Annotated in this window: 14 protein-coding genes and 1 other RNA gene; 4 read left to right on the top strand and 11 right to left on the bottom strand. The window is 42.6% G+C overall.

Going from position 1 to position 12,602, the window contains the following annotated elements:
- Nucleotide 1: 1 nt before the first annotated feature.
- Nucleotides 2–1,150 carry a glycosyltransferase gene (locus BLS65_RS00470; RefSeq protein ID WP_092434089.1) on the top strand — a complete coding sequence of 383 codons (1,149 nt, stop codon included), beginning with the start codon at nt 2–4 and terminating at the stop codon, nt 1,148–1,150.
- 52 nt (nt 1,151–1,202) lie between these two features.
- Here the strand turns inward: BLS65_RS00470 and BLS65_RS00465 are convergent, their stop codons facing one another.
- Together BLS65_RS00465 and BLS65_RS00460 are read right to left on the bottom strand one after the other, a co-directional pair.
- On the bottom strand, nt 1,203–2,153 hold the full coding sequence (locus BLS65_RS00465; protein WP_092434086.1) for a glycosyltransferase family 2 protein: 951 nt from the start codon (nt 2,151–2,153) through the stop codon (nt 1,203–1,205).
- 9 nt (nt 2,154–2,162) lie between these two features.
- Nucleotides 2,163–2,711, bottom strand: coding sequence for a DUF4199 domain-containing protein (locus BLS65_RS00460; RefSeq protein WP_092434084.1), 549 nt, complete (start codon nt 2,709–2,711; stop codon nt 2,163–2,165).
- 94 nt (nt 2,712–2,805) lie between these two features.
- Here BLS65_RS00460 and ffs point away from each other — a divergent pair.
- From ffs to BLS65_RS00445, 3 genes are all read left to right on the top strand, one after another.
- An RNA gene (gene ffs / locus BLS65_RS00455) (signal recognition particle sRNA small type) lies at nt 2,806–2,899 on the top strand.
- Nucleotides 2,900–3,104: 205 nt separating this feature from the next.
- On the top strand, nt 3,105–3,764 hold the full coding sequence (gene fsa / locus BLS65_RS00450) for a fructose-6-phosphate aldolase (RefSeq protein WP_092434081.1): 660 nt from the start codon (nt 3,105–3,107) through the stop codon (nt 3,762–3,764).
- 52 nt (nt 3,765–3,816) lie between these two features.
- A complete protein-coding gene (locus tag BLS65_RS00445) occupies nt 3,817–4,428 on the top strand; it encodes an L-threonylcarbamoyladenylate synthase (protein ID WP_092434079.1) in 612 nt (203 codons plus the stop codon).
- On the opposite strand, the gene BLS65_RS00440 is transcribed toward BLS65_RS00445, so the two are convergent.
- The 9 genes from BLS65_RS00440 to ruvX all read right to left on the bottom strand — a co-directional run bounded on the left by BLS65_RS00440 (nt 4,418) and on the right by ruvX (nt 12,601).
- Nucleotides 4,418–4,852, bottom strand: a complete 435-nt coding sequence (locus BLS65_RS00440) for an OB-fold protein (protein WP_092434076.1) — start codon at nt 4,850–4,852, stop codon at nt 4,418–4,420. The two genes, BLS65_RS00445 and BLS65_RS00440, sit on opposite strands and share 11 nt — an antisense overlap.
- Before the next feature lie 2 nt (nt 4,853–4,854).
- Complete coding sequence (locus BLS65_RS00435; RefSeq protein ID WP_092434074.1) at nt 4,855–5,406, bottom strand: YceI family protein; 552 nt, start codon at nt 5,404–5,406, stop codon at nt 4,855–4,857.
- A gap of 11 nt (nt 5,407–5,417) precedes the next feature.
- Nucleotides 5,418–6,305, bottom strand: coding sequence for a DUF5777 family beta-barrel protein (locus BLS65_RS00430; RefSeq protein ID WP_092434071.1), 888 nt, complete (start codon nt 6,303–6,305; stop codon nt 5,418–5,420).
- A 64-nt stretch (nt 6,306–6,369) separates the two neighbouring features.
- Entirely contained in the window at nt 6,370–6,747 is a 378-nt protein-coding gene (locus BLS65_RS00425) for a c-type cytochrome (protein ID WP_125869713.1), read from the bottom strand.
- A 6-nt stretch (nt 6,748–6,753) separates the two neighbouring features.
- Entirely contained in the window at nt 6,754–7,737 is a 984-nt protein-coding gene (locus BLS65_RS00420) for a c-type cytochrome domain-containing protein (protein WP_092434064.1), read from the bottom strand.
- Between the two features lie 296 nt (nt 7,738–8,033).
- A complete protein-coding gene (gene trkA, locus BLS65_RS00415; RefSeq protein ID WP_092434061.1) occupies nt 8,034–9,374 on the bottom strand; it encodes a Trk system potassium transporter TrkA in 1,341 nt (446 codons plus the stop codon).
- A 72-nt stretch (nt 9,375–9,446) separates the two neighbouring features.
- Nucleotides 9,447–11,558, bottom strand: coding sequence for a ComEC/Rec2 family competence protein (locus BLS65_RS00410; protein WP_092434058.1), 2,112 nt, complete (start codon nt 11,556–11,558; stop codon nt 9,447–9,449).
- 58 nt (nt 11,559–11,616) lie between these two features.
- The gene (def, locus tag BLS65_RS00405; protein WP_092434055.1) at nt 11,617–12,168 is read right to left on the bottom strand and encodes a peptide deformylase; all 552 of its coding nucleotides are present in this window, start codon (nt 12,166–12,168) and stop codon (nt 11,617–11,619) included.
- Between the two features lie 4 nt (nt 12,169–12,172).
- Nucleotides 12,173–12,601, bottom strand: a complete 429-nt coding sequence (ruvX, locus tag BLS65_RS00400; protein ID WP_092434052.1) for a Holliday junction resolvase RuvX — start codon at nt 12,599–12,601, stop codon at nt 12,173–12,175.
- Nucleotide 12,602: the final 1 nt, after the last annotated feature.

The following is a 12,602-nucleotide window of genomic DNA, read 5'->3' as shown; positions in this document are numbered from 1 at the left end:
GATGAACCAAAAGTTGGTAATAATTGGACCTGCACACCCTTTTCGAGGTGGTCTTGCAAACTATAACGAACGCTTAGCCACTGAATTTCAGCTGCAAGGTTACGATGTGGTAATGCATACCTTTACAACACAATACCCCGAACTGCTTTTTCCTGGAAAGTCGCAATTCTCGGACCGACCAGCGCCGCTAAACATCGATATTTACAGGACCTTTAGCTCTATTAACCCCTTCAGTTGGATTAAACTGGGGTTGAGACTAAAGCGCGAACAACCCGATTTGATCATTCTCCGGTTTTGGCTCCCATTTATGGCTCCTTCCATGGGAACCATCTCTCGAATTGCTCGAAGCAATAAGAAAACCAAGATTCTAGCCCTTATAGATAATATTATCCCGCACGAAAAGCGACTTGGAGATACGATGCTTGCCAAATACTTCGTTGGAAGTGTAGATGGATTCGTGGTGATGTCGCGTGCCGTTGAAGCAGATCTTAATAGCTTCGACAAGGAAAAACCCGTGGAGTTTTGCCCCCACCCCCTTTTCGACAATTACGGTGCCATTGTACCCCGCGAGGAGGCCATCAGAAAATTGAAGCTAGACGCGAACTCGAAGTATATGCTCTTTTTTGGTTTCATAAGAGATTACAAAGGGCTCGACCTTCTCCTTAAAGCGATGGCTTTACCCGCATTGAAAGATCCATCCGTAAAACTAATAGTAGCCGGCGAATTTTACTGTGAGTCGGAGTACTACTACGCCCTGATAAAGGAAGCTGGATTGGAGAACCGTATAGTTCTACGAACCGAATTTATCCCCGACTCGGAAATTCCCATTTACTTTGGTGCGGCCGATTTGATTGTACAACCCTACAAGAGTGCCACACAAAGTGGTGTAACACAGGTAGGATACTATTTTAACAAACCAATGTTAGTAACCAACGTGGGGGGCTTGGGCGAAATAATTCCTCATGGAAAAGTAGGCTATGTGGTGGAACCAAATCCTAGCGAAATTGCCGACGCCATAAACGACTTCTATACAAACAATAGATTTGAGACCATGTCGTCGATGGCAGAAATTGAAAAGGCCCGGTTCTCTTGGGCGAATCTGGTAAAGAGTTTCGAAAAGTTAACGAGTAGAATAATCGCTACTCGGTAAAAGGAAACCCCGCTGAATTGGCGGGGTTTCCTTATAAATAATGGAGCTACTGCTATATTTTCTTATCGATAAGGTAGTTGTTCCGTTCAGTGCTACTGCGCGAAATAAGTTCGCCCAAGAAACCTGCCAAGAAGAGCTGAACACCAACAATGGTCATCACTAACGCAATGTAGAAGAGTGGTTGCGCAGACACCTCACGAACTTTTAGGTGCTGTGCAATTGCAACAAACTTCTCAATGATGAGCCAAATGGTAATGCCGCCCCCAAACAGAAACATGAGGCTACCCAAGGTCCCAAAAAGGTGCATTGGCCGCTTCCCAAATTTACTCATAAAGGTGATGGTGAGTAGGTCGAGGAAGCCATTAACAAACCGTTCCATGCCAAACTTCGTGGTACCATACTTACGCTCCTGATGCTGAACAGGCTTTTCTCCGATTTTGGTGTAACCTGCCTGTTTTGCAATAATGGGAATATAGCGATGCATTTCGCCATACACCTCTATCGATTTAACGACCTCATTTCGGTAAGCCTTAAGGCCGCAATTAAAGTCGTGAAGTTTTATCTTAGATACCTTGCGCGCCGTTGCGTTGAAAAGTTTGCTCGGTAAATTTTTTGAAAGGATCGGATCGTAGCGCTTCTTCTTCCATCCCGAAACAAGATCGTATCCCTCGTCCTTAACCATGCGGAACAATTCAGGAATTTCGTCCGGGCTATCCTGCAGATCGGCATCCATGGTTATAACCACATCGCCTGATGCAGCTTCGAACCCTACAAAAAGAGCGGGGCTCTTTCCATAGTTTCTCCGGAATTTTATTCCTCGAACATTGGAGTCGGTAGTGGATAGCTGCTCAATAACCTTCCACGAGCGATCCTTACTACCATCGTCGATGAAGATTACCTCGTAACTGTAGCTATTGGCGTGCATTACACGCTGAATCCAGGCGTGTAGTTCAGGCAGCGACTCTTCCTCGTTTAAAAGGGGTATTACAATTGATATATCCATTGGTTATAACTAACCGTTAAATTCGTCTTTCCCAAAAGGGGTCTCACTCTTCTTTACAAAAATGGAGGTGATTAGGGAGAGAACAAAAGTGATAAAGGTTAGACTAAAAATTGAACCAACAATTAACATACCGATGGTCATCTTTTGAGAATACATATCCATCATCATCTTGATTTGGTCTTCGGGCAAATCCTTCTCATACATTGCTTGCTCCATTGCCTGTAGCATTTTTTGGATATATTCCGTGTCTACAACTTTCACCATAACGATGAAGAACAACGAATAAACGATTGAGGCAAAAAAACCAATTAGCGTTCCAAAGCCGAGCGATTGTCCATAGGTTAAAAAACCACCCTTGCTATCATTCCTATATTTATACTGTCCAAAATAAACCAAACCAATCATTATAGCCCACTGTAATGCTTGAACAGGAATACTCGGGTTGAAGTTATTCATTGCGTAGGTAACAACACTAAAGAGGATGATTCCTAGGCTAAGAATCAGACCGTAAGTCATTGCTGGCTGAAGGATGCTACCTTTTGTTTCTGTATTTTCCATTGCTAAAATTATTAAATGTCCATAACAAAGATAACTATTTAGAAATTCCCACGAAAAATTTGGAAAAACTTTAATTGTTGTTACTTTTGTGCCCGGGTAAGTCTTATACGATCAGCTCCTGCTGAACTCCCCCAGGACCGGAAGGTAGCAAGGGTAAGTAGTTGTAGCGATGCGATATAAGTAGCTTACCCACTTTTTTTGTACTTCTCCCACCTTCGAATACCCCACCCCATACAGCCTTAATGTCAATAGGCACAGTTCGATAGCCCGAGTTTCAACCTTTTTTTTTCAGAAATACATCGGAATTTATATCATGGCTCAACTATTTGAGGCATCGTTCCATCTTTTATACTAAATTTGCGGTTTAGTTTTAGACATTAATTCATAACCGTTATGAAGTTTTTTATTGACACAGCAAACCTCGACCAAATTAGGGAAGCACAGGATCTAGGCGTTTTGGATGGTGTAACCACCAACCCATCGTTGATGGCTAAAGAAGGAATTAAAGGTGAAGCAAATATTAAGCAACACTACGTTGATATTTGCAACATAGTTCCCGGTGGCGATATCAGCGCCGAAGTAATTGCGACCGATTTCGCAGGAATGATTAGAGAAGGTAAGGAACTTGCCGCTCTTCATCCTCAGATTGTGGTTAAGGTTCCCTGCACCAAAGATGGTATCAAGGCTCTAAAATATTTTACCGATAACGGTATTCGCACCAACTGCACACTGGTATTCTCTTTAGGACAAGCATTACTTGCTGCTAAGGCCGGTGCTACATTTGTGTCCCCATTTATTGGCCGTCTCGACGATATTTCCACCGACGGCGTTGCCCTCATCAAGGAGATAGTGGAAGTTTACAGCTTCTACGGTTACGACACACAAGTTCTGGCAGCCTCGGTTCGCCACACCATGCACATCATTCAGTGCCTTAAAGCCGGTGCCGACGTGGCTACTTGCCCACTAAGCGCTATTCTCGGCCTGTTGAAGCACCCGCTTACCGATAGCGGGCTCAAGACATTCCTCGAAGATTACAACAAGGTAAACGGATAATACCAATACAAGAGGCAGAGCCATGGCTCTGCCTCTTGTTTATTTACATCCTATGCTGATAAAGATATACCCCGAAAACCCCAACGAGAGGGAAATTGCTGCTGTGGTAAAAATACTGCAAAACGATGGTGTGATTATCTACCCCACCGACTCGGTATATGGCTTAGGGTGCAGCATACGTAGTAAAAAAGCGCTCGATCGAATTCTACGAATCAAAGGCAGTAAGATCAAGGATGTAAGGTTCTCCATAATTTGTCCTGACCTAAGCAACCTCGCCGATTATGCCCGTGTGAATAATGCGACATTTAAGCTACTAAAGAAAAACCTGCCAGGTCCGTTCACCTTTATTCTTCCGGCATCGGGCAAGGTACCCGATAGCTACTCGGGTAAACGAAAAACCATTGGACTGAGAATACCCAACAACGATATCCCAGTAGAAATAACTAGAGCACTTGGATTTCCATTAGTGAATACTTCGATCAAAGATTTGGACGAAGTATTAGAGTATACAACCGATCCAGAACTCATTCACGAAAGATTTACGTCAGTGGTCGATTGCGTAATTGATGGCGGGTATGGAGGAAACGAACCATCCACCATTGTAGACTGCAGTGGCGATGAGATCGAAATAATCCGACAGGGATTAGGCGAACTTATTTACTAATAGGCACACATCGCGATAGTTGCACGTCTGTAAGCATTCCATCGCAACGTCCACGGAAAGTCACAGAATCACCCTCTGCCATTTTATCAAGAATTTCCTTATACGGAGCAACATCGGCACTATCCACTGCACAGCTAACGCCACTCATTACATCCCCTAAGGATATTAAAACGCTACCACCGGAACCCTGCGATTTGGCAGCAACCACACCGGTGACCTCAACTATCTTATTACTAAACTTAGCGGTTGATCCTACTTCGTCGGTAGCAAAAGCATCGATAAGCGTCTGTGCCGTAAGGTTGAATTCCGCAGCTTGTTGAGCCATATCATCATGCGGCTTATTATAAAGATAGTAGGAGTATAAAGAAACCGTAACGGCTGTAACCAGAACCAGGCTGAGTATTATCTTCCACCTATTTCGCATGACTATTTCTTTAAGGGTAAATAGTTAAACTTAACCGAAATCTTAACCTCTTCACTAATCTTATCCTTAACAAGGGCCGGAATAACAATGTCAAAATCTTTCAGTTTAACAACAAACTGAGATTCGGCATTAATTCCCTCTTTGGTCTTAATTATCGTTGCCTCAGCAAGGATTGGTTTTGTAACACCATGAATAGTTAGATCACCAGATATCTTAACCTTGGTGGCCACCCCCTCCTTAAAAGCATCTGCATGGTAATCAACAATGCTACCAGAGAACGATGCTTTAGGAAATTTGCCGCTTTCTACATAGTTTTCATTGAAATGCTCCTCCATTAGAGCCTTCTCAAATCGGAAGGACTTCATGAGTACTGCGATAACAACCTTTCCGTTTTCGGTATCTAAAATACTACTTACCTGCTCGTTTTTAGCAGAAATATCCTCCATAGACGATTTCGAGAAGAAATCGATATAGCCATTCTTCGTAATATACTTACTCTGTCCAACCACAGAAAAGCTGGTTAGCATTAGCAGGGAAACAATGAAGTACTTCATAGCGCTAAGTTTTATTTATTACGATAAACAGAGAATACCCTAGAAATGTTAAATCCAAAGTGAATATCTCCCTTGCTCCATTTTCCCGTAGTTTCACCAATTAAATGATTTTCGGAATTACCAATGGAATTAGAGACAAAGAGTTGGAACACGTGACCTCCGGTTTCTATATCCACTCCAAAAGAAAGCGGATTAGTGTAGGTAATATCCGTGCGCTGTGTTAAAGGTCGCAAAACGTAACAATACTCCACATTCAAGGCGAAGCGGTTTGTCAACTTCACTCTACCGCCAATTGATGTTGCCCAAAGGTTGTTGGGTTCAACCGCAGTGGGTACCAAGTTTCGATGCATCACCATCGGGGCCAATTGGAGGCTAATTCGCTCATTCATCTTCCGAGCAATCATCAACTCGTGGGTGTAGGCAAACCGAGAAGAGAGGTAATTCGTTTGGTTTGGGTTATCCCACTTAAGCGAATTATAGTGAATGCTCGAGAAATAGTTGATGGATACAGGGAAATTTCGAGCACCTGAACTCTGACGGAACAGCCGAACCTTGTAAAACCCATCGTAGGTTTTCTGGTAAGAACTTCGACCCATCCCAAGCATAAGCCAATCGGTAACACCCATTTCGAGGGATAACTTAATGGTACTTTGATCCAAGCCCCAAAACTCATAGGATCCTGAATTCACCTTTCCAAAGCGGTGGTTAATACGAAAATCCAGCTGGCCAGCTTTCATTTGCTCTACGGAATGGAAGTTGACAACTCGAGTAGTTTTAAAGGTGGCTGAGGTATAATCGGTTTGTGGCCCTACCTCCTTATCGAGCAAATCCTCTAAATCCTGTGCCATAGTTGGCAGCACAATGAAGGAAAAAAGAGCAAGTAGTATAGTGCGTATCATCTTGGACAATTTAAAGTTCTATTAGCAAAAAACCTTGCAATAATTGACGCCACTCATAATGAGGCTAATCATTTTTGGCACCCTTTTCGATCCATTTATCGAGTTGTCGAATTTTACAATCGGAAAGTGTCCCACCGCCCTTAGGCATTGGAGAGTAACCGCCCAAATGCTTGATGGAACCCAGAAGTTTCCCGTTGGCTTCATAAGTAACTACATCGGTAAAGCTACCCAACTTAATTCCGCCACCCGAACCATTTGCCGCACTGGTGCTGTGACAATTTAAGCAATAGTTGTTGAGAATGGGAGCTACCGTAAGGGAATAAGTCACATTTGTAGTATCGCAACCACTGGATAGTTCAGGATAAAGTTCCTCCATGTTATCATTGTAGCACGAGCAAAAGACAACAGAAATAAGAACAAGAAGTAGGCTATTTATCTTCATGATGATTTAGTTTTGGGGTTTCCCATTAAGGTTCCATATTTCAAACTGTCGAATCTGACATTTGGTTAAGGAAACGGAAGGAGGCATGGGAAATGTACCTGTTCTATTTACCGAAGGAATCAATTTACCGGAATTTGCGGAGGCCACAACCTCCGTGTAGTTAGTCAACAGTATGCCAGCAGAAGGACTTCCACCGGAATGGCAACCAACACAGCTGGATTGAAGAGTGGGAACCAAATGCGTTGTATAGTTTATGGTGCTCAGTGTATCACAGGGAGTAGCACAGCTCTCATCCTTTGCACCGAGCAGAATCCACCGAGAGATGCTGTCAATTACCGCCTGAGGCAACTTCGAATTTGGGAATGGAGGCATAATATCTCCATCGCCGGGAGCCTTAGATATTACCCTATACAATTTGCTATTGCTGGGCTGAAAAGCACTAACACCCGATTGCATTACAGTTTGATAGCTGTATAGGCGAACCCCTTCGGCTGCGGTGGAGGCATCGTGGCAGCCACTCATGGCGCAACTCGAAACCATAACGGGTAGCACATCTCTCTTAAAACAGGCTAAATATACAGGAGGTTTGCCCTGCCCCACCGTGTCGCATAAAGTTTCCATAGCTCCTTGCTCAATCCAAACCCTAATTATTGTGCGTAACTCCTTGGGCAATGGCCTATCGGGAGGCATCGGTTCCCAACTCGAAAGTATGGCTTTGTAAGCGGAGGAGTTTCTTGAATTTCCTTTACTAATGTGCTTTATGATCTCGGCATAGCTATCCAAGACTACACCTGAAGCTGCCGAAGAAGAGCTATGACAACCAGAGTAGGCACAAGAGGATTGGAAGATGGGCAGCACCTCCGAATCGAAACAAACTGGAGGTAAATCGCTAAGGTCTGCATCGTGCCTGCATCCAACCATAAAAAAACCAGCAGCCATAAAAAAGCCAAAAGGCAAAAGAAGTAGATAAATTAAAGAGGGCTTTTTCATAGTCAGATAAGTTATGTTTGCACAAAGATTCAACAAAGGAAATCAAATAGATATGTAAATCTATCGCTTTTTGCAATGCAAGTCTATCTGAATACTAGATATTTGCACAATTGTTATTTAGACCTATTTAAAGATGAGATCAATGGAACGTAATAATCCAGAAAAACTGACAGTAAGTAATCGTTATCAGATATCTGGAAGAATAAGAAAACGCCAGATGGCTGATACGTAAAGGAATTGAAAAGAAGAATGAATACTAATTTACAGATTCACGCTCCCTTAAATCGAGGTATTACTTAGTTGAAATACTTCCCTATTCGATTGATAGCAGATGGCAGAGCAAAAACGACAACCCTATCGTAAGCTTTAATTTCGGTTACACCCTTAGCAATAAGAGCCATATCACCCCTAACCACACCGCCAATAATCGCATCTTTGGGGAAGTTAATGTGCTTGATTGGTCCCTTTGTAATCGGAGAACCTGGCTTCACAATAAATTCGATCACCTCTGCCTCGCAACCAGTAAGACATTTAATTGCCTGAACATCGGTGCTCATAGTAAATCTAAAGATTCGACTAGCAGTTATAAGTTTCTTGTTGATAACGGTATCGACACCAACACTCTCAGCAAGTTTGATGTAGTCGAGGTTTTCAATTTCGGCAATAGTTTTCTTAACCCCCATGCGCTTAGCAAGCATACACGAAAGAATATTGGTCTCCGAATTTCCTGTAACCGCCACAAAAGCATCCATATTGCGAAGTCCCTCTTCTAACAATAGATCGGTATTTCGTCCATCCCCATGGATAACGAGTGTATTTTGGAGCACCTGGGCAAGTTGAATACTTTTCTCCTTGTCAAACTCAATAAGTTTCACATTAGCCTCCTTCTCAAGCTCCATTGCAACACGCTTCCCTATCCGACTTCCCCCCAAAATCATAAGGTTATGAACATCGATATTGGTTTTACCCGAATAGGTTTGCATATCCTTAATACCGGCTTGGTTGGATATTACATAAACCATATCACCGGCTTTAAACTGATCGCTACCCCGAGGAATAATGGTCTCCCCTTCCCTACTTATTGCTACGGCACGGTATTCGAGTTTCCCGTTTTCGCGCGTTGCCTGAAGTAAGGTTTTATCAATTACCGGAGCGTTCTCTTCAAGTTTAAAAACAATGAGCGAAAGTTTTCCATTGCTAAAATCAACATATTCGGTAGAGCTAGTTTGGCCAAGGAGCCCGATGATCTCCCGAGCGGCAATCTTTTCTGGATAAAAAAGATAATCGATACCTAAGTTAAGAAAAATCTCCTTGTTGTTGGGTTCTAGATACTCGTAGTTGTCGATACGAGCAATTACCTTCTTGGCCCCTAACCGCTTGCCTAAGATGGCAGCAATAATGTTTGTCTCCTCAAAATGGGTAACGGCAATGAACAGGTCCGCCTTTTTGATTCCCGCCTCATTCAACGCACTGATATTTGTAGCCGATCCATTTACAGTTGTAACGTCGGCGGCGCTGTCCAATGATCGCAGCAACTCCTCTTCCGAGTCAATTACGACGATATCGTGGTATTCGTTGCTTAACATCTTTGCAAGATGCACACCTACTTCGCCAGCACCGGCAACAATTATTCTCATAGAAATAGAAAAGATAATGGAGGGTCAAATGTAATACAACCAGTCAATATTAAAATATAATTCCCGCTTTTTTTAATGTTTGATGGACAGCAAGTAAGCACCATTTGACGGAAGTGGCCACAACTCGGCTGGCGGTGCATTGGCTAGCGATTGTTGTGATGGCAATTTACCTAAAACCAACGTCTTTGGAAGAATCACATTCATGGCAATTTTACCTAGGTAATAATTATCGGAGTAAAGGACATCAACCTCCAGCCGATCATTCAAAGGAAGTTTTTTGAGGTAAAAGTTTGGCTTGTTCTTCTGGATAGCAACCAGTTTCCCTCCATACGAAATAATGAGAATACTTTCGCCAGCAATACTTGAAGCAGACAATGGAAACCCAATTGTATCATTTAAATTTTCGAGCGGAAGAAGGTTAATCTTTTTTATTCTATAGTATTTCATTGGAGCACGCAGCGCATTGCCAATAGACACACTATCCATCACTTTTCCACTCCACAAAACCGTAGCTGTTTGTCCCTGAATAAAGGCTATGGCTTTCCCATTGCGGACGGAAAGAATAGCAACCACCTGCTGCTGCTTATGATTTATAATGCTCATTGAATCGATCAAAATAACTACTCCAATGGAAGCAAGAACAAGGGCGATGCACAACTTTTGTCGTGATTCCCGATAAAATCCAACCATTATAACTGCAAAAACGAGCAACATAGCCTGGATTGCGTTTAAATGCAACCCCGTAACTACCGATCCCGGTAGTTGTTCCACAAAATTGGTGATGTACCTTAGTCCGTCGAGCAAATAAGACAGTCCTTGACCAACCAACTTCCCGACAAAAGGGACAAAATATGCAAGCAATCCAAAGGGGGCAGCAACATATAGTAGAATAGTTGAAAGGAATATCACAAAGATATTTGATACCCAAAAATAGATAGGGAATTGTCCAAATACGGCAATAGAGATGGGTGTAGTAGCAATTTGTGCAGCAAAGGAAACAGCAGTTAACTCCCATGCCTTTTGAATTATCCGAATTTTAAAATGAAACAGGCCCAACAGTATGGGCTGAAAATAAACAATAGAGAGCAATGCCATGTAGGATAGCTGAAAACCAATGTCGTAAATTACGAGTGGATCAAATAACATGAGTAAAAAAGCCGAGATGGCCACAGAGTTGTATATGTTTGAGCGTTTTTTAAAAACCCTCGCACCAATCACAATGCAGAACATTATGGTTGAGCGAAGAACACTCGGAGGTAACCCGGTTAAACAAGCATAAATCCAAAGTAATATTATTACGATAATAGCCCTTGACCTGACATATCGTATACTTCGACTTGTAAACCCAAGCATGTAAGAAAATAAAAGAAAGACAATTGCCACATGCAATCCCGATACAGAGAGTACATGCATAGCCCCAGATGCCACAAAGTCGTTGCGCGTTTCGGTATCGAGATACCCAGTATAGCCAAGGGTGAGTGCCGAAAATATGGCCAAGTTGTTACCCGTAATCCCATAATCAGGAAGTTTTTGGATAAGGTGTCCACGCAGGTTTCTTAAAAAGATAGTTGGGCTAAACTCACCGCTCTTGGGCAACAGTTTCGCTTGGGAAAGGTTTAGAAATGCAGTATAGTAAGTTCCATGAACCGCTAAGTAGTTGCGATAATCAAAATCTCCGGGATTTAGCGCATTAGCAGGCTTTTGCAAGCGCACATTTGCCAACATTTCATCGCCCGGCTTTAGGTTTGCTGCTCGACTTTCCTTTTTAATGTATAGCAGTATCTCTTGCCCAACAAAGTAAAGTGAATCGTTTCTAAGTTCACTCACCAGGTAGGCTTTCAGCCGAAAACTGCGTTCCTTTTCCTCCGGCATCTCCCGGATTTTCAAAATAAAAAAACCGGAATAATTATCGGGGTAAGGCGGTTCTTCCCTCGCTTCCACAGCAAGCCAGTAGCCGCCGGCACACAGAAATAGGTTGATGGCCACCCCTACAATCCATCTATTGGAATACCCTTGCCAAGGATGCAGAAATGCAGCAAGAAATAGAAATACCAGGGCAATACCAGGCAGCAGATAATGCTGTTGAGATGGAACAATACCTTCGAGCACGATACCCAACAGAAGTGGTATCGTGAACCGAAGCCAAGGAAATTGCCTCAGCCTATCGAAGAGTTGATGCAGCATAAAAAAAGGTGGAAATAGAATTCCACCCAAATTTACAAAATAAAAAAGATCAAGTCAACTATCCAATCTTAGTTTTATAGGAAGCACTAAACCGCCCTTTGGTTATAGCAGTAACCTTACCTTGAACCATACGCTTGCGTATTTGAGCCAACTTGTCTATGAATAAAACACCTTCTAAATGATCGTATTCGTGCTGAATAACCCGTGCAGCTATTCCGTTAAAGACTTCCGCATGTGGCTGAAAATTTTCATCGACATATTCTATTCGGATAGATTCCTCCCGCAAAACGTTTTCCCTTAGGTTCGGAATGCTCAAACAGCCCTCATTAAAATACCAAGGATCGCCAAATCGCTCTGTAATATGGGCATTTATAAACACCCGTTTAAAACCCACCAAATCGGGATAATCCTCGGCCATAGGTGATGCATCAATAACGAATAGGCGAATTGATTTGCCAATTTGGGGGGCAGCAAGCCCCACTCCATCGGAAAAAGACATTGTATCGAACATGTTGGATATCAATCCCTGCAATTCAGGATAGGCAGCATCAATGTCCTCTGCAACCTTCCTTAGAACAGGCGATCCAACTACATAAACTGGTAATATCATTGTTTTAAAAATATTTTCCGGAACTCAAACTTTCCATATAACTCTGCAAAATTATTGAAGCACTAACCATGTCAACCATTTCTTTGTTCATCCGGTCCTTCTTTTTTACACCTCCATCGATCATCGATTTCATTGCAATTTTTGAAGTAAACCTTTCATCTACAAGCGAAACTGGCATCGTTGGAAACACTTTTTTCATTCTATTCAAAAATTCCTCCACAAATCGAGCCGACTCACTTGGATTGTTATTCATCTGCCTTGGGTAACCCACGACTACCCGTTCTACAGTCTCTTTTGCAAAATACTCCTTCAGAAAATTAATAATTTCGGAAGCGTGCACGGTTGTTAAACCCTGAGCTACAATTTGCAAAGGATCGGTAACTGCTACCCCTACCCTTTTTCGTCCGTAATCGATGCCAATTATTCGTGCCAAA

This window comes from Williamwhitmania taraxaci (genome assembly GCF_900096565.1).
GTDB classification, from domain to species: domain Bacteria; phylum Bacteroidota; class Bacteroidia; order Bacteroidales; family Williamwhitmaniaceae; genus Williamwhitmania; species Williamwhitmania taraxaci.
The sequence above is the reverse complement of the archived record's forward strand: the minus strand, read 5'-3'. Positions and strand labels throughout refer to the sequence as shown.